This window comes from Paraburkholderia oxyphila NBRC 105797, assembly GCF_000685075.1.
Classification (GTDB): Bacteria; Pseudomonadota; Gammaproteobacteria; order Burkholderiales; family Burkholderiaceae; genus Paraburkholderia; species Paraburkholderia oxyphila.
On record NZ_BAYD01000003.1, the window covers coordinates 134896 to 160164 of the forward strand.

The 25269-nt window shown below is 66.1% G+C and carries 24 protein-coding genes; 16 read left to right on the forward strand and 8 right to left on the reverse strand.

Going from position 1 to position 25269, the window contains the following annotated elements:
* Positions 1-70 precede the first annotated feature (70 nt).
* Both BO1_RS49375 and BO1_RS02210 read right to left on the reverse strand, forming a co-directional pair.
* Entirely contained in the window at positions 71-1234 is a 1164-nt protein-coding gene (locus BO1_RS49375) for a glycosyltransferase family 2 protein (RefSeq protein WP_156992086.1), read from the reverse strand.
* Positions 1218-2762 carry a flippase gene (locus BO1_RS02210; RefSeq protein WP_167338305.1) on the reverse strand — a complete coding sequence of 515 codons (1545 nt, stop codon included), beginning with the start codon at positions 2760-2762 and terminating at the stop codon, positions 1218-1220. The genes BO1_RS49375 and BO1_RS02210 overlap by 17 nt, the downstream gene beginning before the upstream one ends.
* A 412-nt stretch (positions 2763-3174) precedes the next feature.
* Here BO1_RS02210 and BO1_RS02215 point away from each other — a divergent pair, with 412 nt between their 5' ends.
* Together BO1_RS02215 and BO1_RS02220 are read left to right on the forward strand one after the other, a co-directional pair.
* Positions 3175-3564 (forward strand): VOC family protein, encoded by a 390-nt coding sequence (locus BO1_RS02215; RefSeq protein WP_028216145.1) that lies wholly within the window; start codon positions 3175-3177, stop codon positions 3562-3564.
* A 158-nt stretch (positions 3565-3722) separates the two neighbouring features.
* Positions 3723-4409 carry a helix-turn-helix transcriptional regulator gene (locus BO1_RS02220; RefSeq protein WP_028216146.1) on the forward strand — a complete coding sequence of 229 codons (687 nt, stop codon included), beginning with the start codon at positions 3723-3725 and terminating at the stop codon, positions 4407-4409.
* 78 nt (positions 4410-4487) lie between these two features.
* On the opposite strand, the gene BO1_RS02225 is transcribed toward BO1_RS02220, so the two are convergent.
* The 3 genes from BO1_RS02225 to BO1_RS02235 are packed head-to-tail and all read right to left on the reverse strand — an operon-like array spanning position 4488 to position 7429.
* Positions 4488-5942, reverse strand: a complete 1455-nt coding sequence (locus BO1_RS02225) for an NAD(P)(+) transhydrogenase (Re/Si-specific) subunit beta (RefSeq protein WP_028216147.1) — start codon at positions 5940-5942, stop codon at positions 4488-4490.
* Positions 5943-6263 carry an NAD(P) transhydrogenase subunit alpha gene (locus BO1_RS02230; RefSeq protein ID WP_028216148.1) on the reverse strand — a complete coding sequence of 107 codons (321 nt, stop codon included), beginning with the start codon at positions 6261-6263 and terminating at the stop codon, positions 5943-5945.
* A 14-nt stretch (positions 6264-6277) separates the two neighbouring features.
* A complete protein-coding gene (locus BO1_RS02235) occupies positions 6278-7429 on the reverse strand; it encodes a Re/Si-specific NAD(P)(+) transhydrogenase subunit alpha (RefSeq protein ID WP_028216149.1) in 1152 nt (383 codons plus the stop codon).
* A 311-nt stretch (positions 7430-7740) separates the two neighbouring features.
* On the opposite strand from BO1_RS02235, the gene BO1_RS02240 reads away from it, so the two are divergent.
* From BO1_RS02240 to BO1_RS02250, 3 genes are all read left to right on the forward strand, one after another.
* A complete protein-coding gene (locus BO1_RS02240; protein ID WP_028216150.1) occupies positions 7741-8244 on the forward strand; it encodes an NUDIX hydrolase in 504 nt (167 codons plus the stop codon).
* 24 nt (positions 8245-8268) lie between these two features.
* The gene (gene mnmA, locus BO1_RS49380; protein ID WP_043283554.1) at positions 8269-9501 is read left to right on the forward strand and encodes a tRNA 2-thiouridine(34) synthase MnmA; all 1233 of its coding nucleotides are present in this window, start codon (positions 8269-8271) and stop codon (positions 9499-9501) included.
* A 362-nt stretch (positions 9502-9863) separates the two neighbouring features.
* Complete coding sequence (locus BO1_RS02250) at positions 9864-11471, forward strand: FMN-binding glutamate synthase family protein (RefSeq protein ID WP_028216151.1); 1608 nt, start codon at positions 9864-9866, stop codon at positions 11469-11471.
* A gap of 142 nt (positions 11472-11613) precedes the next feature.
* Here the strand turns inward: BO1_RS02250 and BO1_RS02255 are convergent, their stop codons facing one another.
* On the reverse strand, positions 11614-12225 hold the full coding sequence (locus tag BO1_RS02255; protein WP_043283556.1) for a glutathione S-transferase: 612 nt from the start codon (positions 12223-12225) through the stop codon (positions 11614-11616).
* A gap of 180 nt (positions 12226-12405) precedes the next feature.
* Between BO1_RS02255 and BO1_RS02260 the strand changes: the two genes are divergently transcribed.
* The 11 genes from BO1_RS02260 to BO1_RS02310 all read left to right on the forward strand — a co-directional run bounded on the left by BO1_RS02260 (position 12406) and on the right by BO1_RS02310 (position 22981).
* A complete protein-coding gene (locus BO1_RS02260) occupies positions 12406-13926 on the forward strand; it encodes an aminopeptidase P N-terminal domain-containing protein (protein ID WP_156992087.1) in 1521 nt (506 codons plus the stop codon).
* A 113-nt stretch (positions 13927-14039) separates the two neighbouring features.
* Positions 14040-15431 (forward strand): UbiH/UbiF/VisC/COQ6 family ubiquinone biosynthesis hydroxylase, encoded by a 1392-nt coding sequence (locus BO1_RS02265; protein ID WP_028216154.1) that lies wholly within the window; start codon positions 14040-14042, stop codon positions 15429-15431.
* 98 nt (positions 15432-15529) lie between these two features.
* Complete coding sequence (locus BO1_RS02270; RefSeq protein ID WP_028216155.1) at positions 15530-15772, forward strand: antitoxin; 243 nt, start codon at positions 15530-15532, stop codon at positions 15770-15772.
* Positions 15769-16167, forward strand: coding sequence for a type II toxin-antitoxin system VapC family toxin (locus BO1_RS02275; RefSeq protein ID WP_028216156.1), 399 nt, complete (start codon positions 15769-15771; stop codon positions 16165-16167). Before BO1_RS02270 ends, BO1_RS02275 begins: the two co-directional genes overlap by 4 nt.
* A 241-nt stretch (positions 16168-16408) precedes the next feature.
* Entirely contained in the window at positions 16409-17473 is a 1065-nt protein-coding gene (dusB, locus tag BO1_RS02280) for a tRNA dihydrouridine synthase DusB (protein WP_028216157.1), read from the forward strand.
* Positions 17470-17703 (forward strand): Fis family transcriptional regulator, encoded by a 234-nt coding sequence (locus BO1_RS02285; protein WP_028216158.1) that lies wholly within the window; start codon positions 17470-17472, stop codon positions 17701-17703. The genes dusB and BO1_RS02285 overlap by 4 nt, the downstream gene beginning before the upstream one ends.
* 78 nt (positions 17704-17781) lie before the next feature.
* Positions 17782-19347, forward strand: coding sequence for a bifunctional phosphoribosylaminoimidazolecarboxamide formyltransferase/IMP cyclohydrolase (gene purH, locus BO1_RS02290; protein WP_028216159.1), 1566 nt, complete (start codon positions 17782-17784; stop codon positions 19345-19347).
* Between the two features lie 175 nt (positions 19348-19522).
* Positions 19523-20065: a crossover junction endodeoxyribonuclease RuvC gene (gene ruvC, locus BO1_RS02295; RefSeq protein ID WP_028216160.1), complete on the forward strand. Its 543-nt coding sequence runs from the start codon at positions 19523-19525 to the stop codon at positions 20063-20065.
* 153 nt (positions 20066-20218) lie between these two features.
* Positions 20219-20800: a Holliday junction branch migration protein RuvA gene (gene ruvA, locus BO1_RS02300; protein ID WP_028216161.1), complete on the forward strand. Its 582-nt coding sequence runs from the start codon at positions 20219-20221 to the stop codon at positions 20798-20800.
* 121 nt (positions 20801-20921) lie between these two features.
* Positions 20922-21998 carry a Holliday junction branch migration DNA helicase RuvB gene (ruvB, locus tag BO1_RS02305; RefSeq protein ID WP_028216162.1) on the forward strand — a complete coding sequence of 359 codons (1077 nt, stop codon included), beginning with the start codon at positions 20922-20924 and terminating at the stop codon, positions 21996-21998.
* Positions 21999-22114: 116 nt separating this feature from the next.
* On the forward strand, positions 22115-22981 hold the full coding sequence (locus BO1_RS02310; RefSeq protein ID WP_245643690.1) for an oxygenase MpaB family protein: 867 nt from the start codon (positions 22115-22117) through the stop codon (positions 22979-22981).
* A 105-nt stretch (positions 22982-23086) separates the two neighbouring features.
* Here BO1_RS02310 and BO1_RS02315 read toward each other — a convergent pair whose 3' ends face one another.
* Complete coding sequence (locus BO1_RS02315; RefSeq protein ID WP_028216164.1) at positions 23087-24232, reverse strand: branched-chain amino acid ABC transporter substrate-binding protein; 1146 nt, start codon at positions 24230-24232, stop codon at positions 23087-23089.
* 334 nt (positions 24233-24566) lie between these two features.
* Positions 24567-25268 carry a histidine phosphatase family protein gene (locus tag BO1_RS02320; protein ID WP_028216165.1) on the reverse strand — a complete coding sequence of 234 codons (702 nt, stop codon included), beginning with the start codon at positions 25266-25268 and terminating at the stop codon, positions 24567-24569.
* Position 25269: the final 1 nt, after the last annotated feature.

A 25269-nucleotide genomic window follows, 5' to 3' on the forward strand; every position in this document is an offset into this window, starting at 1 on the left:
CTCGGAAAAGTCCGGATGTATCGACGAAAGCCGCGTAGGGTTCAATGCATCTGAATTCGGGGTCGCCCGATCAGCTCCATTGCCCATCGCTGACAATTAGCCCGTCGCGCAGTAATGAGCGCCAACTCTCGTAGTGCGCAGTCGATGGACCGACGAAGTTGGGGCTCTCCGCCTCGGTATCGAGCCGCGACGTGTAGGCGTCGTACTCCGAAGTGTGCTGCTGGCGGACCACCTCGGCGTTCAGGCGCACCTTCATGTCGGCGAGGAACTTGAAATGCAGCAGTGCGCCACTGACCTGACCGCCCGAACGCGCAGACGGCGCATTGATGCGATACGGCCAGACCTCGTGCGTCGCTTTGAGGAAGGCGAAATGCCTGCGCCAATGGACAAGCACCGTCTTGTTGTGCGCGGGCCCCTTCCAGATATTGTCGGCGAAGTAAGTCCGCCCGCGCACGCCCCCCTTGATCCAGGTCGTGCGGGTGCACGGGTCGAAACTCGCGTGATAGCCGTTTCTGTCGTACAGCGCGCAGACGGTCAAAGGATCGACACCGGGAGCGCACAGGTTCTCTTCCGGCGCACGCGCGCTATACATGTCCAGCATCAGCACGTTCATCGACTGCTGGCCAGTGCGTTCGAAATGCTCGGTCAGCATCGGAATGGTCTTGACGTCGCTATCTGGGAAAACGAGGAATTCGTCCGCGTCGATGTAGAGAACCCATTTCCGGTGACAATACTTCGACAGGATGGCGTTGATCCAGTCGACGCCGAAACGCGTGCGCTTGAAGTCGCCATCCGCATAAAAGTACGACACGCCGGGGCGGCCTTTGACCCATTCGGCCAGGCCATCGGTGGAGCGGTTGTCGACGATGATGAACTCGTTGATGCCGAGGCGCCGATAGTGGTTCAGAAAGGCCTCGAGGCGCGACGCTTCGTTGTAGACGTGCATGATAATGACGTGCCTGGCCTCCCTGAGTCCGGGCGAAAGCCGCACGCAAGTGAGCTGTCGATAGTGCGCGATATTGCGGATATGCGCCTTGGCGAATGCTTTGACACTGTGGAGCGCACGCGCGAGCGCGCCGACCTTCGCGGGCTCGCCCGCGTCGTATTCCCAGCACAAGCCTCGCCCGGCAGGCGGGCGTGACGGCGTAGCCGTTTCGCGCGGATGGCCCGCAACGTGACGAATGGAAGCTCCGGGTGCCGCCTCGGAAGACACACTGTTATTGACTGGATTCACGTGTTACTCCGTTGCTGGACGTTGCGCCGCTCGCCGTCTGATGCCCCGCGCCCCCGTGAGCGCGTCCGTGTATGCGCTCGAGCAACGAAGCGAGCGTCTGCACGATACGGGCGCGCAATCGAGGCTCGACCGATAGCGACCAGGCGAGGGCTGCGCAGGTTAAACCGATCCAGACGAAAAGGCCCATGAGCGAGAGCGGATCGAGGACGTATGAGCCCGCGTAGGCCGCAAGGATCAAGACCAGTGGCACGCCAAACTGCCGCAGCGGATTCGGGCCGATGCGCGCCGCCCAAAAGACGAGCACGCCGTCGAGTGCGCAGCGGGCGCTCCAGGCGAGCGCCGCGCCCAAGACACCGAGGGCATGGAGCGCCCACCAGAGGCCGGCGATGAACAGCACGGTTTCGATAATCTGAAAGCGCGCCACGATACCCGGACGCCCAATGGCCTGCAGATGGCAGGCAGGGACATAGGCCAGACAATTGATCCAGACGCCAAGCAGAATGGTCTCGCCGACCGAGGACGCCTTGCTCGCGAAGTCGTGCCCCACCCACATCGAAAGAAACGGCTGCATCAGAAAGATGCCGAACACGACGGCCGGCGTCATCGCGGAGCTGAGCCCGCGCACGGCCGCACGGGAGAGCTGGGCGGCATCCTGGCTTTCGAGCGCCGACAGGCGGGGGAACAGCGTGCGCGTAATGACGCTGGGCAACAGCCGTGCGCGCACGGCAAGACTGAACGGCACCTGATAGTAGGCGACCGCAGGCGGGCCGAGCACGCTGCCGATGAGCAGGCGATCGGCGGTCTCGAGCACCGGTGTTGCGAGACTCGATATGCTGATCCAGGCACCATAGGAAAAGAGCTGCCTGACGTGCCGCCGTGCAGGAGGCGCCGCAAGCCGCAACGGAAAGACATGCGCCATCATGGCAAACGTGATGACGAGCGAGGTGACGCTGGCGATCAGCGTTGCGTAGACGAGATAGCGCAGGCTCGGCCCAAACAAGAGCGCGAAACTGAGCGGTACAAGCTGGAACAGCATGACAACCGGAACCTGCACGGCATTGACCGCGCCGAATTTTTCGCGGCCCGACATGGCGCCATTGCAGACGTTGATCAGGTTCGTCAGCGGCACGAGGAAACAGATCCATGACAGCGCGGGCCGCAGTTCCGCGCTTAGTGTCGGGCTGATGTCGAATTGCGCGAGCATGACATGCATGAGCGCAAACAGCAACACCGCGCCGACGAGGCCGAAGCCGAGATTCAGCAACAGGGCGGTCCAGACAACGGACTCCCGCTCGGCCGGCGTCTCGTCCTCGAGCTGGGCAATCCGATTGGAGGTTGCGGCGGAAAGGCCGAGATCGAAGAATCCGAAATACCCCTGCAGCATCCAGAGGATAGCCAGCACGCCGAAGCGCTCCGCGCCGATATGGTGCAGATAAATCGGTGTAGTGACGAGCGAGACAAATGTGGGCAGCACACTGCCCAGCAAGTTGAATATCGCGCTTCGTCTGAGGCTGGGCTTGGTGGTCATGGTGTGTGGTAGGGCAGGCCAGCGGCGAATGACGCACGCGGCTCTCGCGGCGAGCAGGTTCGGTGGATTGTGCCTGCAGGATTTCGTGCTGTTCGTGCGCGGCCGTACGCTGACGATGCTTCTGTCCGCGCGCCCCAGGCAGGCGAACGCGCGCTCAAAACCGCATGAACGCAGGCTCAGGCTGGGGTTCGATCGTGGCCTGAACCGCGCGGCCGTGCGGACTTTCCGTTGGCCCACCCGCTGGCCCCACCCTGCTGACAGCACGCTGTCAGTAGCCCCATTGCACACTGTCTCTACGCCAACCCGCCCTGCGCAAAGCACACAGCGGGCCCGTCGGCGCCATGGCATCCCGCCAGCTGCCGCCATTTCACCGCATCTGCCATCGACACTTTTGGCATCCGAGGAGCGCATCATGTCGACCGAAGTTTCCCGTGTCATCTCGTGGTTCGAAATCCCCGCGCACGATCTGGACCGCGCCGCCACTTTCTACGAAGCCGCTTTCGATGTGCCGTTGCAGCGCGAAGTTGTCGGCGGGGTGCCGATGGCGCTGTTCGCCCACACGGAAGCCGAGACCGGCGGCTGCATCGTGTTCAATCCGCACGACGCCAAGCCGGACCCGAAAGGCGTGCTCGTGTATCTGAACGCGCAGCCGTCGGTCACGGCGGTGCTGGACCGCGTGGAAAAGGCCGGCGGCAAGAAACAGGGCCCGGCGGTGGAGCTGCCGAACAATTACGGCTATATCGGCTTCTTCATCGATACCGAAGGCAACCGCGTCGGCCTGCACGCCGCCAAGCTCGGCTGAGCGCTGCGGCACGCGATCGGCGCTATCATCTGCGCTGACGTCCATGCGCCGGCGCAGATGCGCTGGCGCATTGGCGCTACCGCGCCCGCCCGGGCTCTGCCCGCGGCGCGGTCCACGCCGCAGTCCGCCCCCAGTCCACCGTCCTGGCCCGCCCCACCATGACCCGCCGAGCCGACCGCCTGTTCCGCATCGCCGAACTGCTGCGCGGCCGCCGCCTCACCACCGCGCAGCAGCTCGCGCAGTGGCTCGAGGTGTCGCCGCGCACTGTCTATCGCGACGTGCGCGACCTGCAGCTCTCGGGCGTGCCGATCGAAGGCGAAGCGGGCATCGGCTACCGGCTCGCGCGCACGGCGAGCCTGCCGCCGCTCACCTTCACCGCCGACGAGCTCACCGCCCTCGCGGTGGGCGCGCGCATGGCCGAGTCCTGGGGCGGCGCCGTGCTGGCGGGCGGCGCGCGCGGCGCGCTCGCAAAGATCGCCGCCGCGATGCCCGCCGAGAAACGGGCCGTGCTCGAGCGCATCGCCGTATTCGCACCGTCGTATCACGTCGACCCGGCTTATTCGGAGAAAGTGGACGCGTTGCATCGCGCCGTCGACTCGCGGCTCGTGGTGCGCTTCGCGTATTGCGACCGGATCGGCGCACACACGGAGCGGCGCATCTGGCCGCTCGGGCTCGTGTACTGGGGCGCGCAGTGGACCGTGGGCGCGTGGTGCGAAATGCGCGAGGACTTCCGCAACTTCAACATCGCGCGGATGAACGGCGTGGAACTGCTCGAGCCGTTTCCCGACGTGAGCGGACGACGCCTCGCCGACTATCTGCGGCGCGTGGAAGCGCCATCGAAATAACGCCGCATGCGGGCATAAAAAAAGCGCGCATCGCTGCGCGCTTTGTGCTGGCCGGAAGGCTTAAGCGTTCGGCAAGGCTTATTCCGTCGCCTTGACCATGTCCTCGATCACCTTCTTCGCATCGCCGAACACCATCATCGTCTTGTCCATGTAGAACAGCTCGTTGTCGAGGCCGGCGTAGCCCGATGCCATCGACCGCTTGTTGACGATCACCGTGCGTGCCTTGTAAGCCTCGATGATTGGCATGCCTGCGATCGGCGACTTCGGATCGTTCTTCGCCGCCGGGTTCACCACGTCGTTCGCGCCCAGCACGAGCACAACGTCGACCTGACCAAACTCGCCGTTGATGTCCTCCATTTCATGGACGATCTCGTACGGCACTTCGGCTTCCGCGAGCAGCACGTTCATGTGGCCCGGCATGCGGCCCGCCACCGGGTGAATCGCGTACTTCACGTCGACGCCCTTCTCGACGAGCTTGTCGGTCAGCTCCTTCAGCGCATGCTGCGCACGCGCCACCGCGAGACCATAGCCCGGCACGATCACCACCGATTCGGCATTGCCGAGCATGAACGCGGCATCGTCGGCCGAGCCCGACTTCACCGGACGCTGCTCCTGCGTGCCGCCCGAAGCCGCCGCGCCCGCTTCCGAGCCAAAGCCGCCGAGAATCACGTTGAAGAACGAGCGGTTCATCGCCTTGCACATGATGTACGAGAGAATCGCACCCGACGAGCCCACCAGCGACCCGGCGATGATCAGCATCGCGTTGTTCAGCGAGAAGCCGATGCCCGCCGCCGCCCACCCCGAGTACGAGTTCAGCATCGACACCACGACAGGCATGTCCGCCCCGCCGATCGGAATGATGATGAGCACGCCCAGCGCGAACGCGATCGCCGTCATGATGATGAACGGCAGCCACGATTGCGTCAGGAAGAACAGGATGCCGAAGCCGATCATGCCGAGCGCGAGCATCAGGTTGATCAGGTGCTGGCCCGCGTAGACCACGGGTGCGCCCTGGAACAGCCTGAACTTGTACTTGCCCGAGAGCTTGCCGAAGGCGATCACCGAACCCGAGAACGTAATCGCGCCCACGAACGTGCCGATGAACAGCTCGATGCGGTTGCCGTACGGCAGGAAGCCCGGATACGGCGCATCTTCGGCCACGAGTCCGAACGCGGCCGGCTCCGACACGACCGCATACGCGATGCACACCGCCGCGAGACCGATCAGCGAGTGCATGGCCGCGACGAGTTCGGGCATCTTGGTCATCTCGACGCGCGCGGCCACAAACGCACCCAGCCCGCCACCGACCACCAGCGCCCCGAACAGCAGCGCGAGGCCGAGCCCGAGGTTCGAGCCGAACTGGGCGGACTGCTTCGCGATCAGCGCGATGGTGGTGAGAATGGCGATGGCCATGCCCACCATGCCGAACATATTGCCGGCGCGCGCACTGCGCGGGTTCGACAAGCCCTTGAGCGCCTGGATGAAGCAGACTGACGCCACCAGGTAGAGCAGCGTAACGACGTTCATGCTCATTTACGCACCCTCCTTCGCGGCCACCTTCTTCGGCTCCTTCTTGCGGAACATCTCCAGCATGCGCCGCGTGACGAGGAAGCCGCCGAACACATTCACCGCCGCGAGCAGCACGGCAAAAGTGCCAAAGAACTTGCCCGGGCCGCCCACCGTGAGCCCGGTGGCCAGCATCGCACCGACGATCACGATGGCCGAGATCGCATTGGTCACGGCCATGAGCGGCGTATGCAGCGCCGGCGTGACATTCCACACCACGTGATAGCCCACATACACGGCCAGCACGAAGATGATCAGGTTGATGACGGTATGGTTGATCAGTTCCATTGCCGGGTCTCCTCTCAGGTCTTGCGCGTGACGGCCCCGTCGCGGGCCAGCAGCGTGGCCGCGACGATGTCGTCCGCGAGATCGATGTTCAGCGCGCCTTCCTTGGTCACGATCAGCTTCAGGAAGTCGAGCAGGTTGCGCGCGTAGAGCGACGAGGCATCGGCGGCCACCATCGACGCGAGGTTCGTGTAGCCGCAGATCTGCACGCTGTGGTGCGTGACCACCTTGTCCGCTTCGGTGAGCGGGCAATTGCCGCCGCGCCGTCCCGTTGCCGGATCGGCCACGGGGCCGCGTCCTGCCGCGAGGTCGATCACCACGGAGCCCGGCTTCATCGCCTGCACGGTTTCCGAGGGCAGCAGCGTGGGCGCGTCGCGTCCCGGAATCAGCGCAGTCGAAATGACGATATCGGCCTGCTTCGCGCGCTCGTGCACGAGCGCGGACTGGCGCGCGAGCCACGAGGGCGGCATCGGCCGCGCGTAGCCGCCCACGCCTTGCGCCGCTTCGCGCTCCTCATCGGTTTCGTACGGCACGTCGATGAACTTCGCGCCCAGCGACTCGATCTGCTCCTTGACGGCAGGACGCACGTCCGAGGCTTCGATCACGGCGCCCATGCGCTTGGCCGTGGCGATGGCCTGCAGGCCCGCCACGCCCGCGCCCAGAATCAGCACGCGCGCGGCCTTCACGGTGCCGGCGGCCGTCATGAGCATCGGCATGAAGCGCGGATAGAGGTTCGCGGCCACGAGCACCGCCTTGTAGCCGGCGATGTTGGCCTGCGAGGACAGCACGTCGAGGCTCTGCGCGCGCGTGGTGCGCGGCGCGGCTTCGAGCGCGAAGGCCGTGAGCCCGGCCTCGGCAAGCTTCTGCGCGTTCTCGGCATTAAAGGGATCGAGCATGCCGGCCAGCACCGCACCGCGTTTCATGAACGCGAGCTCGCTGACCGAAGGCGACTGGACCTTGAGCACGAGCTCGGCGCCGAAGGCGGCGGCCGCATCGGCGACCTGCGCGCCCGCGGCCACATAGGCCTCGTCGGGAAAGCTCGCGCCGGTGCCGGCGCCTGCCTGAATCGTGACCGTGTGACCCTGCGCGACGTACTTCTTCACGGTCTCCGGTGTCGCGGCCACGCGGGTTTCATTCGCCCGGGTTTCCGCGGGCACTCCAATATGCATCGTTGTTTCCTCCTCGACCTGCTTTTCTTTCTAATCTGGCTCTAAATCGAGCGGAGTAAGGCCGACGAGGCTCGCCGGCTTTCTGGTGCAACGGCAAACGACGCACCACTTTAACCGAAAGCGGCGGCGCCGTTGTAGCCCGATTCGCCCGTTTTTGTGCACTGCACACAACACTTTGAGATGTCCGACCGGACGGTCGGCGATGACCATTGCAGGCTGCTGCCGGATTCCGCGCACCACCTGCATAGCGTTGCCGGGCGCGCGATCCGGCCCCGGGCAGCGTTATGCGCGTGCCGGTAAAATAGCGGCCCATGAATGATGAAACCTGGGCACCCCACGTCACCGTGGCCGCGATCGTCGAGCGCGACGGGCGTTTTCTGCTCGTCGAGGAGCACACGCCGGCCGGCTTGCGCCTGAACCAGCCCGCCGGGCACCTGGAAGCGGGCGAGACGCTTCATGAGGCCGTCGTGCGCGAGACGCTGGAAGAAACCGCGTATGCGTTCGCGCCCGAGGCGCTGGTCGGCATGTACATGACCCATTTCGGCAAGCCCGGCGAAAGCGGCACGACGTATCTGCGCTTCACGTATTGCGGCAGCGTCGCGAGCGAGCCGCAAACGCGCGCGCTCGATCCCGACATCGTCCGCACGCTGTGGCTGAGCGCCGACGAACTGCGCGCCGCGAGCGAGCGTCATCGCACGCCGCTCGTCATGCAATGCGTCGACGATTACCTCGCGGGCAAGCGCGTGCCGCTCGACTTCGTGCATACGCACGCAGTTGGGCCCAAAGCGGAACCCAAGGCAGGACCCAAAGGCTGAAAGCAGCAACAAGGCAGCAGACAAATGAGCAAACGTAAGGTCGTGGTAGGCATGTCGGGCGGCGTCGATTCGTCGGTTACCGCATGGCTGCTCAAGGAGCAGGGGTTCGACGTCGTCGGTCTCTTCATGAAGAACTGGGAAGACGACGACGACGGCGAGTACTGCTCGACGCGCCAGGACTGGATCGACGTGGTGTCGGTCGCGGACCTGATCGGCATCGACGTCGAGGCGGTGAACTTCGCCGCCGAGTACAAGGACCGCGTGTTCGCGGAGTTCCTGCGCGAGTATTCGGCGGGCCGCACGCCGAACCCCGACGTGCTCTGCAATGCCGAGATCAAGTTCAAGGCCTTCCTCGACCATGCAATGTCGCTGGGCGCCGAGACCATCGCCACGGGCCATTACGCGCGCGTGCGCCAGAACCCCGAACGCAACGGACGTTTCGAGCTGCTCAAGGCCCTCGATCAAACGAAAGATCAGTCGTACTTCCTGCATCGCCTGAATCAGGCACAGCTTTCGAAGACGATGTTCCCGCTCGGCGAAATCCCGAAGACGAAGGTGCGCGAGATCGCCGCGCAGATCGGCTTGCCGAACGCGAAGAAGAAGGATTCCACCGGCATCTGCTTCATTGGCGAGCGGCCGTTCCGCGACTTCCTGAACCGCTATCTGCCGACCAGGCCCGGCCCGATGATGACGCCCGAAGGCAAGGTCGTGGGCGAGCATATCGGTCTTGCGTTCTACACGTTCGGGCAGAGAAAGGGCATCGGCCTTGGCGGCAGCAAGGACGGCAGCGGCGACCCGTGGTTCGTCGCGGGCAAGGACATGGCCACCAATACGCTCTACGTCGTGCAGGGCCACGACCACCCGTGGCTGCTCTCGCACGAGCTGCGCGCGGGCAACGTGAGCTGGGTCGCGGGCGAGCCGCCTGCCGACGGCCACGCGTGCGGCGCGAAAACGCGCTATCGCCAGGCGGACGCACCCTGCTCGTTCAGGACCGCGCCCTCGGGCGTGGACGGCGTCGACGGCGGCTCGGGCCAGTTCGCGCTGCACTTCCCCGCGGCGCAATGGGCCGTGACGCCGGGCCAGTCGGCGGTGCTGTACGACGGCGACGTGTGCCTCGGCGGCGGCATCATTGAATCCGTCACGACTTTGGAGCCGCACGTGCCCGCAGTGCCGCCACCCGTCGCGCCGAAGAAAAAGCGCACGCCGCGCAAGAAGTCCGCGCAGTTCGCCGCATCGGCGGCGCAAGGCCAGGCGTAAGTTCACGCGCGCGACGCAGCACGCGTCGCGCGTTTTTCACCTTCCTCCCTTCCAGACGCACCCGAAGTCATCCGGGCTCGACTGCGCTCAAACACCCTTCTTGCCGGCACTCGCACTCCGCGCGCGGCCTTCCCCCATCGCCTCTGTGCGATCCTCGCCACGCGCGATACGTTGTTCCATCCCCGGTTTCATTCCCGGCTGTTGCCTTTTTGCCGGCCAAATTCACAAACTTGCGGCATCATTCGGGCACGCTGGCGCCTCACCCGGGCGCGGCCGGCGCGCATGGCCCCGCCCCGGGGCGCCCTGACCTGGGCGGCCCCCACCGGCCACGCGCAGCGAAACAAGAGATCGAGGAGTTCCCCATGTTTTCCCGACGTTATCTCGCCATGTGGTGTGCGGTGCTGCTGCTGGCGGCCTGTGTTCTCGCAGCGGCGTTCCATCATCTGTCGTGGCTGTGCGCCGTCGTGCCCGCGCTCATCGTCGCGCTCGGCATCTACGACATGACCCAGCAGCGCCACGCCATCCTGCGCAACTATCCGCTCTGGGGCCATCTGCGCTTCCTGTTCGAATTCGTGCGGCCCGAGATCCGCCAGTACTTCGTCGAAGACGACACCGACGAAAAGCCCTTCTCGCTCGTGCAGCGCAGCGTGGTCTACCAGCGCGCGAAGAACACCGTCGACAGCCGCCCGTACGGCACCGAGCTCGACGTGAAGGCGGTCGGCCACGAATGGATCAGCCATTCGCTCGCGCCGACGAAGCTCGCGGGCAGCGACTTCCGCGTGCTCGTGGGCGCAGAGCGCGAGCAGCCGTACTCGATGTCGATCTTCAATATCTCGGCGATGAGCTTTGGCGCCCTTTCCGCCAACGCGATCCGCGCGCTCAATCTGGGCGCGAAGAAAGGCGGCTTCGCGCACGATACCGGCGAAGGCTCGATGTCGAAGTATCACCGCGAAAACGGCGGCGACATCATCTGGGAGATCGCCTCGGGCTACTTCGGCTGCCGCAACGACGACGGCACCTTCAGCGCCGAGAAATTCCAGCGCCTCGCCAACGAGCCGCAGGTGAAGATGATCGAGGTGAAGCTCTCGCAAGGCGCGAAGCCGGGCCACGGCGGCATGCTGCTGGCCGCGAAGGTCACACCCGAGATTGCCGAGACGCGCGGCATTCCGATGGGCCAAGACTGCGTCTCGCCCGCGCGCCATTCGGAGTTCTCCACGCCGCGCGGCCTGCTCGAATTCGTCGAGCGCCTGCGCAAGCTCTCGGGCGGCAAGCCCACCGGCTTCAAGCTCTGCATCGGCCACCCGTGGGAATTCTTCGGCATCGCCAAGGCCATGCTCGAAACGGGCATCCTGCCTGACTTCATCGTCGTGGACGGCGCCGAGGGCGGCACGGGCGCCGCGCCGATCGAGTTCACCGATCACATCGGCACGCCGCTGCAGGAAGGCCTCCTGCTCGTGCACAACACGCTCGTCGGCATCGGCCTGCGAGACAAGATCAAGATTGGCGCGAGCGGCAAGATCATCACCGCGTTCGATATCGCCAAGACGCTCGCGATCGGCGCGGATTGGGTCAACTCGGCGCGCGGCTTCATGTTCGCGGTGGGCTGCATCCAGGCGCAGAAGTGCCATTCGGACCGCTGCCCGACCGGCGTCGCCACCCAGGACCCGGCGCGACAGCGCGCGCTGAACGTGCCTGACAAGGGCGAGCGCGTCTACTACTTCCATCGCAACACGCTGCACGCGCTGCAGGAAATTCTCCAGGCCGCGGGCCTCGACAGCCCCGCCGATCTGCGCGCGCACCACATCGTGCGGCGCGTGTCGTCGTATGAAGTGAAGCTGATGTCGGAGTTGCTCAAGTACCTGAAGCCGGGCGACCTGCTCGAAGGCCGCTACCGCTATCAGCTGTACGAGAAATGGTGGCCGGTCGCGCGCAGCGATTCGTTCGCGCCGAATGTGGAAAAGATCGTCTGAGGGTTTGATGGTTTGATGGTTGCGCGCCGCTTGCCGCCCGGGTCGATGTCTGGCGGCGGCGCGAAAAAAAAGCGCGCAAGAATATATTGCGCGCTTTTTTTACGTCTTCATGCGGGCGACGGCACGCCGCCGCCCGCGGGCATCAAGCCTGCGGCACCGTATCCGCGAACGACTGGCGCTGCATGAGCTTGTCGAAATGCCGCGCGAGATTGGGATGCGGCTCGCGCCAGTCGAGCTCCGGCATGCGGAAGTCGAGGTAGCCGAGCGCACAGCCGACCGCGATGTCGGCGAGCGTATAGCGGTTGCCCGCGCACCACGCATTGCCCGCAAGGCCCTTGGCCATCGCGTTCAAGCCCTCGCGGATTTTGCGCTCCTGACGCGTGATCCATGCCTCGCAGCGCTGCTCGGGCGTACGCTGCGTGCCTTCCAGGCGGATCAGCACGGCGGCGTCGAGCATGCCGTCGGCGAGCGCCTCCCAGCACCGCACCTCCACGCGCTCGCGCCCGCCCTGCGGAATCAGCTTGCCGACCGGCGAGAGCATGTCCACGTATTCGCAGATCACGCGCGAGTCGAACACGGCTTCGCCGTCCTCCATCACGAGACACGGCACCTTGCCGAGCGGGTTGAAATCGTGGATTGCCGTCTCGGCGCCCCACACGTTTTCAAGCACCAGCTTGTAGTCGATTTTCTTTTCGGCGAGCATGATCCGCGCCTTGCGGACATACGGGCTGCCGAGCGAACCGATAAGTTTCATCACACCTGCCTTTTCTGGAATCCGGCGGAAGTATACGTTGGAATGCCCCAATTCTGACGGGTCACCTTCCTTGGCGCCGGATTTCTCCGATCCGCGCTGTCGGCTCGATGCAACAGCGGCGTCTTGCGCGAGTGGGGTTGCGCTACGCATTGCGCCACGAATACGGGCGCTAGCCGGCCGATGCGGGTTCTACACAGGCGCTACAATCGCACGATGGACACGACCCTCACGGAAAGCGCCTCGGCCGCCTCGCGCGCCGCTGCCGATGCGCCGCGCGGCCCCGATGGCGGCGCCGCGCTGTACCGCGCGCGCCGCGAGCGCGTGCTCGCCGCATTGCGCGCCAAAGGCGGCGGCGTGGCGCTGGTGCCCACCGCGCCCGAGGCGCTGCGCAACCGCGACGCCGAATATCCGTATCGGCACGACAGCTACTTCTACTACCTCACCGGCTTCACCGAGCCCGAGGCGCTGCTCGTGCTCGACGCGAGCGCGGGCGAGAATCAGCCCGTGTCGATCCTGTTCTGCCGCGCGAAGAACGTCGAGCGCGAAACGTGGGAAGGCTTTCGCTTCGGGCCGGACGGCGCGCGCGAGGCGTTCGGCTTCGACGCCGCGTTTGCCATCGACGAGGTCGACACCCAGGTGCCGCGCCTCATCGCCGATCGCCCGGCGCTGCACTATGCGCTCGCGGCCAATGCCCGCTTCGATGCGCAAGTGAAGCGCTGGATCGAAGCGGTGCGCGCGCAATCGCGCAGCGGCGTTGCCGCGCCGGCCGCTGTGTACGACCTCGTGCCGCTGCTCGACGACATGCGCATCGTCAAGGACGCGCACGAGCTCGACACCATGCGCCGTGCCGCGAAGATCTCGGCGCTCGCGCACGTGCGCGCCATGCAGGCGTGCCGCCCCGGCATGCGCGAATACGAGATCGAAGCCGAGCTGCTCTACACGTTCCGCAAGCATGGCGCCCAGGCGCCCGCCTATGGCTCGATCGTCGCGACCGGTGCGAACGCCTGCGTGCTGCACTATCCGGCCGGCAATGCGGTGGTGCGCGAAGGCGACTTGATTCTGATCGACGCCGCCTGCGAGCTGAACGGCTATGCATCAGACATCACGCGCACCTTTCCCGCGAGCGGCCGCTACACGAGCGCCCAGCGCGAGCTCTACGAGATCGTGCTCGCGGCCCAGCAGGCCGCCATCGACGCCACGCGCGCGGGCGTGAACTTCGAGGCGCCGCACGAGGCCGCCGTGCGCGTGCTCGCGCAGGGGCTGCTCGACACGGGCATCCTGGACAAGCAGCGCTTCGCAAGCGTCGACGAAGTGATCGCCGAGCGCGCCTATGCGCGCTTCTATATGCATCGCACGGGGCATTGGCTCGGCATGGACGTGCACGACGCCGGCGACTACCGCGAGCGCGATGCGCAGGCCGGCCTCACAAGCGCAACGGGCAGCGCGCACTCCGCTGGCGCACCGGGCGCCGCCGCCGCGCCGCCCTGGCGCACGCTGCGGCCCGGCATGACGCTCACGATCGAGCCGGGCCTCTACGTGCGCGCCGCCGAAGACGTGCCCGAGCGCTACTGGGACATCGGCATCCGTATTGAAGACGACGCCATCGTCACCGACACGGGCTGCGAGCTGATCACGCGCGGCGTGCCCGTGGCCGCCGACGAAATCGAGGCGCTGATGCAGAACGCGAGCCGCGGCGCGTGAGCCGTGCGAGCGACGCGAACGGCAGGCACGCCCAACGCTCTGACGGGCCGCCGCGCGCTCACAAGCGCCGAAGCGCGCAGGAAAAGCCAACGATCTGAAGTGACCCCAGCGACATGAATGCAGTGAACCCAGCAAGCGGGACCGGCCACGCGTCCAACGAGTATGACGTCATCATCGTCGGGGCGGGGCCGGTCGGGCTCGCGCTCGCCGGCTGGCTCGCGCGGCGCAGCGCGACGGCCGCGCTCTCGGTCGCGCTGATCGACGCGCGCGAGCCGGACGACAGTGCCGGCGACCCGCGCGCCATCGCGGTCTCGCAAGGCAGCCGCACCCTGTTGCAGGCGCTCGCGTGGCCGCAGGACGCGACGCCGATCGAGCGCATCCACGTTTCGCAGCGCGGGCACTTCGGCCGCACGCTCATCGACCGGCACGACTACGACTTGCCCGCGCTCGGCTATGTCGCGCGCTATGGCGCGATCGTGCAGTCGCTCGCGCACGCGGTGCGCGGCACGCGTGTGCACTGGCTGCATCACACGCATGCGCACGAGCCGGTCGTCGAGCACGACGGCGTCACGCTGCCCGTAGAAAGCGCGGGCGTCGCGCGCACGCTGCGCGCGCGCATTCTCGTGAACGCGGAAGGCGGGCTTTATCGGACGCAGTCCGCGCACAAGCGGCCGCGCGCCGGGTCACGTCAGGACGAAGACGAAGACGAAAATCAGGACGTGGCGGCAATGGAACACGCCGCCGTCGCGAGCCACGCCGCCGCTGCCGAGGCTGCGAGCGAGGCCGATGTGGCAGGCGCCACCACGGCCGCGCGCGACAGCGCCCCGCCGCATCGAACGCACAAGCAAACGCCAAAACGCACCCGCGACTACGACCAGACCGCGCTGGTCGGCGTGGTGACGGTCTCGGCACCGCAGCCGCACGTGGCCTGGGAGCGCTTCACGGAAGAAGGCCCGATCGCGCTTTTGCCGATGGGCGGCGTGCGCGGCGCGGACTACGCGCTCGTGTGGTGCTCGGCGCCGGTCGAGGCCGAACGCCGCGCCCAGCTTTCCGACGCCGATTTCCTCGCCGAACTCGGCTCCGCCTTCGGCGCACGGATGGGCCGTTTTACGCACATTCACGGCCGCGCGTCATTTCCGCTCGGCCTGAACGCGCTCGATACGCTGGTCTCGGGCCACAACCGCATCGCCGCGGTGGGCAACGCCGCGCAAACGCTGCATCCGGTTGCGGGCCAGGGGCTGAATCTCGGCCTGCGCGACGCTCATGCGCTCGTCGACGCCCTTGCGCAGCACGGCGCCACGCCGCTCGCGCTCGCCGACTTCGCGGGCCGCCGTGCCTTCGACCGCCGCATGACGATCGGGGCGACGGACACCCTCGCCCGGCTGTTCACCATCGACTTCGCGCCGCTCGCGACGCTGCGCGGGCTTGCGCTCACGGCGCTGGAATTCGCGCCGCCGGTGAAAGCGGCGCTCGCGCGGCAGATGATGTTCGGGCAAAGGAGCTGATCGGATCGGTTTTAAATCTGATCTTCGAGCCGTATCTGTGCGCTTCAATATATGCAGTAGAATATCTACAATTTGTAGATATTCTCAAGGGGGCACACGTGGATATCGCCAAGATCTTCAAGCACGGCGGGTCGCAAGCCGTCCGGCTACCAAAGGAATTCCGCTTCGATGCAGAAGAGGTCCGGATTCGCCGACACGGCACCGCCGTGATTCTCGAGCCCGTTCCGCAAGACTGGGCCTGGCTAACCGCGCTGATCGGACCGGTCGACACCGACTTCGAAAGTGCGGCCACCACGCAACCCGCCGAGCAACTGCGGCCCGGACTGGATCTGTTCGAATGAAATTCCTGCTGGACACGAACGCCGTGATTGCAATACTCAAGGGCGAAACTTCGATGCTGACGCAGTTGCGTGCGTACTTGCCGGTCGACTTTGGATTGCCCTCAATCGTGGCGCACGAACTGTATTACGCCGCGTACAAGAGCCAGCGTTCGACGCAAAATCTGGCGCGCGTCGAAGCGCTACAGTTTGAGGTCGTTGCTTTCGATGCGGAAGACGCCCAACACGCTGGCGAGATCCGCGCCCGGCTGGCAGCCGCGGGCATGCCAATCGGCCCCTACGACGCACTGATAGCCGGGCAAGCGCGTGCCCGTCGACTGACGCTCGTCACGCACAATGTGCGCGAATTTGCACGCGTGGACGGGTTGCGGGTTGAGGACTGGCAAGCTCATGCTTAGGTAAGGTTGCCTGCGCCCGAGACAGCGCTCCAAGCCACCCAACAAGTATAAGGGTCGGATTTTTCAGGGAGCGCCTGCTCTTTCGAAGCCTTGCCCAGAACAACACCAGGGTCCGCAAGCCGAGACCCCACATCTCGTTAACGCTAAAATATGCGTTTCCCCATTTCGAGCCGCAGCCGCGCCAACGCCTTCGACGTCTGTTGAAGCCAGCCGGGCGCGGCGCTGCTTTCGTCCGCGCATCATGTTCACAATCGGCCGCCACACCCTGCGCAACAACCTGTTCGTCGCCCCCATGGCGGGCGTCACGGACCGGCCGTTCCGTCAGCTGTGCAAGCGCCTGGGCGCCGGCTACGCGGTCTCCGAGATGGTCGCGTCCAACGCGCAGCTCTGGAAGAGCGAGAAGACCATGCGCCGCGCCAACCACGCGGGCGAGGTCGAGCCGATCGCCGTGCAGATCGCCGGCGCCGACCCCGAAATGATGGCCGAAGCGGCGCGTTATAACGTCGCAAACGGCGCGCAGATCATCGACATCAACATGGGCTGCCCGGCCAAGAAGGTCTGCAACGTGGCGGCCGGCTCCGCGCTCCTGCAAAACGAGCCGCTCGTCGCGCGCATCGTGAAGGCCGTGGTGGACGCCGTGGGCATCGGCCCCGATGCCGTGCCCGTCACGCTCAAGATCCGCACCGGCTGGGACCGCGAGCACCGCAACGCGCTCACCATCGCGCGCATCGCCGAGGACAGCGGCATTTCCATGCTCACCATGCACGGGCGCACGCGCACCGACCTCTATCACGGCGAAGCGGAGTACGAAACGATTGCCGCGGTCAAGGCCGCCGTGCGCATTCCGGTGGTCGCCAACGGCGACATCACGAAGCCGCAGAAGGCGCGCGAGGTGCTCGCCTTCACGGGCGCCGACGCCATCATGATCGGCCGCGCGGCGCAGGGCCGCCCGTGGCTCTTTCGTGAAATCGAGCATTTCCTCGCCACGGGCGAGCTGCTGCCGCCCCCGCGCGTCGATGAAATCCAGACGATCATGAACGAGCATCTGGAGGACCACTACGCGTTTTATGGCGAGTTTACGGGCGTGCGTACTGCGCGCAAGCATATCGGCTGGTACACTCGCGGCCTTTGTGGCGCCAACGCGTTCCGGCATCGCATGAACACGCTGGACACCACACGCGAACAGCTCGCCGCCGTCAACCAGTTCTTCGACGAGCAAAAGGCCGTTTCCGAGCGCCTCGTCTATGTCGATGACGAAAACGGTGCAGACGGCGAGCGCGAACCCACCGATCGACTGGCAGCATGAGCAAGCACAACATCGAACAATCCGTCCGCGAGAGTCTGGGCATTTACTTCCAGGATCTCGACGGCAGCAACCCGCACGACGTCTATGAAATGGTGATGGCGTGCGTCGAAAAACCGATGCTCGAGGTGGTGCTCGAGCAGGCAGGCGGCAATCAGTCGCTGGCCGCCGAGTATCTCGGCATCAACCGCAACACGCTGCGCAAGAAGCTTCAGCAGCACGGCCTGCTGTAACGGCCGTCGCCGCTCTTCAGGGGCGGTACTGGACTTCTGGCGCGGACTCCTCGATCCTTCGGCAACTTCTCCCCCATCATGATCAAGCAAGCGCTCATCTCCGTTTCCGACAAGGCCGGTATCGTCGATTTCGCGAAATCGCTGTCGGACCTCGGCGTCAAGATCCTGTCGACCGGCGGCACCGCGAAACTGCTCGCGGACGCGGGCCTCTCCGTCACCGAAGTGGCCGACTACACCGGCTTTCCGGAAATGCTCGATGGGCGCGTGAAGACGCTGCACCCGAAGGTCCACGGCGGCATCCTGGCGCGCCGCGACCTGCCCGAGCACATGGCCGCGCTCGAAAAGCACGACATCCCGACGATCGACCTGCTCGTCGTGAACCTCTACCCGTTCGTCCAGACGGTGTCGAAGGACGAGTGCACGCTGGAAGACGCGATCGAGAACATCGACATCGGCGGCCCGACCATGCTGCGCTCGGCGGCGAAGAATCATCGCGACGTGACCGTCGTGGTCGATCCGGCCGACTATGCGAAGGTGCTCGAAGAGATGCGCGCGAACGGCAACACCGTGAGCTACGCCACGAACTTCCGCCTCGCGACCAAGGTGTTCTCGCACACGGCGCAGTACGACGGCGCGATCACGAACTACCTCACGAGCCTGACTGAAGCGCTCGACCACAAGGCGCGCAACACCTACCCGGCTGTGCTGAACCTCGCGTTCGACAAAGTCCAGGACCTGCGCTACGGCGAGAACCCGCACCAGAGCGCCGCGTTCTACCGCGACCTGCAAACGCCCGCCGGCGCGCTCGCCAACTACAAGCAGATCCAGGGCAAGGAGCTCTCGTACAACAATATCGCCGACTCCGACGCGGCATGGGAATGCGTGAAGACCTTCAACGCGCCGGCCTGCGTGATCATCAAGCACGCAAATCCGTGCGGCGTGGCCATGGGTGCGAACCCGCACGAGGCGTACTCGAAGGCGTTCCAGACCGATCCGACCTCGGCTTTCGGCGGCATCATCGCGTTCAACCGCGAAGTGGACGAAGCGGCGGCACAAGCCGTGGCGAAGCAGTTCGTAGAAGTGCTGATCGCGCCGTCGTTCTCGGAAGCCGCCAAGACCGTGTTCGCGGCGAAGCAGAACGTGCGTCTGCTCGAAATCGCCCTGGGCGAAGGCCATAACGCGTTCGACCTGAAGCGCGTGGGCGGCGGCCTGCTGGTGCAGTCGCTCGACGCGAAGAACGTGCAGCCGCACGAGCTGCGCGTGGTCACGAAGCGCCACCCGACGCCGAAGGAAATGGACGATCTGCTGTTCGCCTGGCGCGTCGCGAAGTTCGTGAAGTCCAATGCCATCGTGTTCTGCGCGAACGGCATGACGATGGGCGTGGGCGCGGGCCAGATGAGCCGCGTGGACTCGGCGCGCATCGCCAGCATCAAGGCGGAAAACGCGGGCCTCAAGCTCGCGGGCACGGCAGTGGCGTCGGACGCGTTCTTCCCGTTCCGTGACGGCCTCGACGTGGTGGTCAACGCCGGCGCGACCTGCGTGATCCAGCCGGGCGGCTCGATGCGCGACGACGAAGTGATCGCCGCCGCCGACGAGCACAACATCGCCATGGTGGTGACGGGCATCCGCCACTTCCGTCACTGATCCTCGCGTGCGGCGCGCGTCGTGCACGCGTCGCCGCATCGCTGCAAGGCCCGCCGGACGCGTGTTCTGCGGGCTTTTTCTTTGCCGCGCGCGCCATGCGCATCGCGAGTCAGCGCTCGCGGGCCCTGTGCCGTTCGTTGTACCATCGCAGGCACACTCGCTTTTCCCGCATTTCATGAGAATTCTCGGCATCGACCCCGGCTTGCGCGTGACCGGCTTCGGCGTGATCGAGCGTCACGGCCATCAGCTCACATATGTCGCAAGCGGTGTCATCCGCACCGCCGATGCCGATCTGCCCACGCGCCTCGGCACCATCTTCGAAGGCGTCTCCACGCTGATCCGCCAGCACGCGCCCGACCAGGCCGCCATCGAAAAGGTCTTCGTCAACGTCAACCCACAGTCGACGCTGCTGCTCGGCCAGGCGCGCGGTGCGGCCATCTGCGGGCTCGTTTCGGGCGGCGTGCCGGTGGCCGAATATACGGCGCTGCAACTGAAGCAGGCCGTGGTGGGCTATGGCCGCGCGACCAAGGAGCAGATGCAGCAGATGGTCGTGCGCCTGCTTTGTCTCACGGGCACGCCCGGCACCGACGCCGCCGACGCGCTCGGCATGGCGATCTGCCACGCGCACAGCGGCGACACGCTCGCGACGCTCGGCGGTATCGCGCCGGCGCTCGCGAAGAAGGGCGTGCGCGTGCGGCGTGGACGCTTGATTGGTTGACTGCGCGGTTAGAAGCGCGTTTAAAAGCGCGCCTGGCTGCGCAGCGGTTTTCGCAACGACGCCCCTGGCCGGTCGGCCAACGTGCCCGGAAAGCACGCCGCGGCGCGGCGCGCTCCGCTACACTCTGCGCTTTCCCTCATCACTGAATCCGCCATGATCGGTCGCATTGCCGGCGTATTGCTGGAAAAGAACCCGCCGCACCTGCTCATCGACTGCAACGGCGTCGGCTACGAAGTCGATGTGCCGATGAGCACGTTCTACAACCTGCCCGGCAACGGCGAGCGTGTCGTCCTGCTCACGCAGATGATCGTGCGCGAGGACGCGCATCTGCTTTTCGGCTTCGCCACGGTGGAAGAACGCGCGACGTTCCGCGAACTGCTCAAGATCACGGGCATTGGCGCGCGCATGGCGCTGGCCATCCTCTCGGGCATGAGCGTGCACGACCTCTCGCAGGCCATCACGCTGCAGGATTCGGCACGCCTCACGCGGGTGCCGGGCATCGGCAAGAAAACGGCCGAGCGTTTGCTGCTCGAACTCAAGGGCAAGCTGGGCGCGGATCTGGGCGCGATGGCGGCCGCCGCGTCACCCTCCGGTCACGCGAACGACATCCTCAACGCGCTGCTCGCGCTCGGCTATTCAGAGAAGGAAGCCCTCGCGGCGATCAAGAACGTGCCGGCCGGCACGGGCGTCTCCGAAGGCATCAAGCTCGCGCTGAAGGTGCTCTCGAAGGCCTGATGCACACGCGCGTTCGACGCGAGCGCGGTACGGTCGGGCCTTGGCTGGCTGTTAGTTGCACGCGCCGCGTGGTGCCGGAAACGCGGCGTCCTGCGCGCATGGCGCGCGGTACAATCGCTGCATGATCGAAACCGACAAACTCGCCGCAGACCGTGCGGGCGAAAACCGCGTGATCGCCGCCACGCCGGCCTCGTCCAAAGAGGAGGCGTTCGAGCGCGCCCTGCGCCCGCGCCAGCTCGACGAATACGTCGGCCAGGAAAAGGTGCGCGGCCAGCTCGAAATCTTTATCGAGGCCGCGAAGCGCCGCTCGGAACCGCTCGACCACGTCCTGCTGTTCGGGCCGCCGGGCCTCGGCAAGACCACGCTCGCGCACATCATCGCGCGCGAAATGGGGGTCAATCTGCGGCAGACCTCGGGTCCCGTGCTCGAACGCGCGGGCGACCTTGCGGCGCTGCTCACCAATCTCGAAGCGAACGACGTGCTCTTCATCGACGAAATCCACCGGCTCTCGCCGGTCGTCGAGGAAATCCTGTATCCCGCGCTCGAGGACTATCAGATCGACATCATGATCGGCGAAGGGCCGGCCGCGCGCAGCGTGAAGCTCGACCTGCAGCCGTTCACGCTCGTAGGCGCGACCACGCGCGCGGGCATGCTCACGAATCCGCTGCGCGACCGCTTCGGCATCGTTTCGCGGCTCGAGTTCTACAACGCGAGCGAGCTCTCGCGCATCGTGCAGCGCTCGGCTGCGCTGCTCGGCGCGCAGATCCATCCCAACGGCGCGCTCGAAATCGCGCGCCGTTCGCGCGGCACACCGCGTATCGCCAACCGTCTGCTGCGCCGCGTGCGCGACTACGCTGAGGTGAAGGCCGACGGTGCCATCACCGCACAAGTCGCCGACGCCGCGCTCAGGATGCTCGACGTCGATCCCGTGGGCTTCGACCTGATGGACCGCAAGCTGCTCGAAGCGATCCTGCACAAGTTCGACGGCGGCCCGGTCGGCGTGGACAACCTCGCGGCGGCCATCGGCGAAGAGCGCGACACGATCGAGGACGTGCTGGAGCCCTATCTGATCCAGCAAGGCTTCCTGCAGCGCACGCCGCGCGGCCGCGTGGCCACGCAGCTCACCTACCGCCACTTCGGCCTCACGGTGCCCGACGACGCATCGACCGGCGGCGACTGGACCCCGGACGCGTCATAAGGCGCGGCAAGGCACAGCGCAGCGCGAGCCAAAGCACGATGTCCGATCACGCCGGCCTGCCTCCCAACGCTCCCGAGCCGACCAGCCTCGTCGGCCAGCTCGCGCGGCGCCTGCGCATGACGCTTGCCGAAAACGTCACGCATCTCACCACGGGCAGCGGCCCGAAGCTCGACTACTCGTCGCCGCCCGGCGACCCCGGCCTGTTCGGCCCCGACGCCATCTGCTGGAAGGTGCACGCCGATTTCGCCGGGATGATGGCGGGCGGCATCAGCGCGCTGCTGCTGCAGGCCTTGCACCCGCTCGCGCTCGCGGGGGTGTGGGACCATTCGACGTTTCGCGCCGACATTCTCGGCCGCCTGCGCCGCACCGCGACCTTCATTGCCGGCACGACCTACGGCAGCCGCGCCGACGCGCTCGCGCTGATCGAGCGCGTGAAGACAATCCACCTCGCGGTGACGGGTACCGGACCCGATGGCCGCCCCTATCGCGCGAGCGATCCCGCGTTGCTCACCTGGGTGCACGTGGCCGAGGTGTCGAGCTTTCTCGCCGCGTATCTGCGCTACGTGAATCCTGCGCTGCCGGGCGAAGCGCAAGACCAGTACTACGCCGAGGTCGCCCTCATCGCGCAGTTGCTGGGCGCAACCGAGGTGCCTCGCTCGCGCGCCGAAGTCGCCGCGTATCTGGAGTCGATGCAGCCCGAGCTCGTTGCGAGCGAGCGCACGCGCAAAGTCGTGCGCGTGCTGATGGAAGCGCCCGTGCCGCGTCCGGCAATGCGCCCCGCCGGCGCGCTGATGCGCAATGCCGGGATTGACCTCCTGCCGCCGTTCGCGCAGCAGATGCTCGGCTTCGACCGCTTCGCCCTCGCACGCCGCGCAATGGTGCAGCCGGGCATGCGCGCGGTCGCGCCCGTGTTGCGCTGGGCGCTCGTGAACGGCGTCTCGAAGCGCGCGCGCCGGCGCGCGGCCGCCCCTGCGGCGCGCTGAGCCCCCTCCTCGTCCCGCACGCAACGAAAAACGGCCAGACTGCTCGAGCAGGCTGGCCGTTTTCGCTTGACAGGAAACGTCGACCGGTGCGAGACCGGACGCGTCTTACATCTTCACCACGTCGAGCAGCGTCTTCTTGCCTGCCTTGTAGTTGTAGAGCGAGATCACGCCGTGCTTGAGATCGCCCTTCGAATCGAACACCGTTTCGCCGATCACGCCTTTGTAGTCGGTGCCCGGGATCTGCGCGAGGACCTTCGCCGCGTCGGTCGAGTTCGCGCGCTTCATCGCGTCGACGACGATGTACACCGCGTCGTAGGTGAACGGCGCATCGTACTCGACCGGGTGGCCAAAGCGCTTCTGGTACTTCGCCGAGAACACCGCGCCGCCTTCCATGCGCTCGAGCGCCATGCCGGCCTGCGAGCAGACGATGTTGTCGGCCGCCGTGCCCGCGAGCTGCGCGAGGCTTTCCGTGCACACGCCGTCGCCCGCCAGCACCTTCGCGCGCAGGCCAAGCTGCCGCGCCTGCTTGGCGAACGGGCCGCCGGTGGCGTCCATGCCGCCGTACATGATCGCGTCGGGATTCTCGCCCTTGATCTTCGTGAGGATCGCGCGGAAATCGACGGCCTTGTCGTTGGTCGCATCGTGTGAGACGACCTTCATGCCGAGCGACTTCGCGGTCTTCTCGAATTCGTTCGCGAGGCCCTGCCCGTAGGCGGTCGAATCGTCGACCACAGCAACGGTCTTCACGTTCAAGCCTTTCGCGGCGTAGTTGGCGAGCGCCGGGCCTTGCTGCGCGTCGGTCGCCACCACACGATAGGTGGTCTTGAAGCCCTGCTGCGTATAGGCCGGATTCGTCGACGACGGCGAGATCTGCACGATGCCCGCGTCGCTATAGATCTTCGAGGCGGGGATCGACGCGCCCGAGTTCAGGTGGCCGATCACGGCCACCACCTTGTCGTCGACGAGCTTCTGCGCCACCTGGGTCGCCTGGCGCGGGTCGGCCGCGTCGTCCTGGCCGTCGAGCACGAGCGTGACCTTCTGACCGCCGATCGTGAGGCCCTTCGCGTTGATCTCTTCGATCGCGAGACGCGCGCCGTTTTCGTTGTCCTTGCCGAGGTGGGCCGAGCCGCCCGTGAGCGGGCCCACGTGACCGATCTTCACGACCTGGTCTGCGCTAGCGTTGGCCGACCATGCAGCGAACGCCACGACAGCGGCGCTCACCGGCAACAGCTTGTGAAGCTTGAACGTCATTGAGAATCTCCTGCGACTTGTTCTTTCTGGAAACTGCCTTTCGTTTTTCATGTGCTACCCCGGCTTCGCCGACACCGCCTGCACGTGGTGCGCGTGCGTCCCTCTTCAACGCGCGGCCGGCGCTCGCAAGGATTGTTGAGAATCGCTGCGAGGCCCCACCAGCGCGGCAAAGCACAAAGGTCTGATGAATGGTATCAGGCGCACCCGTTTTCCGGTTGGCCTTTGGAAAGCAGATGAAAGTCGCGGGTAAGAGACTTGACGGCGGCGCCGAACGCTGCATGCGGTAAAAGCGCCGCTCGTGTGACGAACGGCGCTCTCTTTTACTGCCCGGCGTTTAACGGCCCGCTTCGGGCGTGCGCTTGAAGCCGTCGTCGGCGCTTGCGGCCGGCAGATGCGTGACGTCGCCCCACGCGACCACCCGCGCTTGCGTCACCGCGCCGTCGCGCTCGAAGTCGACGACGTTCACGCTCGTGTTGAGAAGCGGCCAGGCGCGCGGCGCGTCGAGCGTAAGCCCGTTCGCGAAACGATAGATGCAGTCGAGCACGCCACCGTGCGCAACGCAGGCGATGCGCCCCTCGGGATGCTTCGCGAGGATCGGCTCCAGCGCGTGCAGCACACGGTGGTAGAACGCGCGCTGCGATTCGCCCTCGGGCGGCGCGAAACCGGGGTCGCGCGTTTGCCAGTGCGCGTATTCATCGGGAAAGCGTTCGGCAATCTGGTCGCTGTCGTGGCCCTGGAAGGCGCCGTAGTTGCGCTCGCGCAGGCCTTCGGTGAGCTGAAGCGGCAGTCCGAGCGCGGCAGCAATCGGCTGCGCGGTTTGTTGCGCGCGCATCAGGTCGCTCGACCAGATCGCGTCGAGGCGTGCGCCTTTGCGCACCTCGTGCGCCTCGTGCGCCTCATGTGCAAAACGCGCGCCGAGCAATTGGGCCTGCTCGACGCCGCTCTCCGCGAGCGGAATGTCGATGTGCCCCTGGATGCGCTTGATGCGGTTCCAGGCGGTTTCGCCGTGGCGGATGAAGAGAATCTGCGTCGTCATG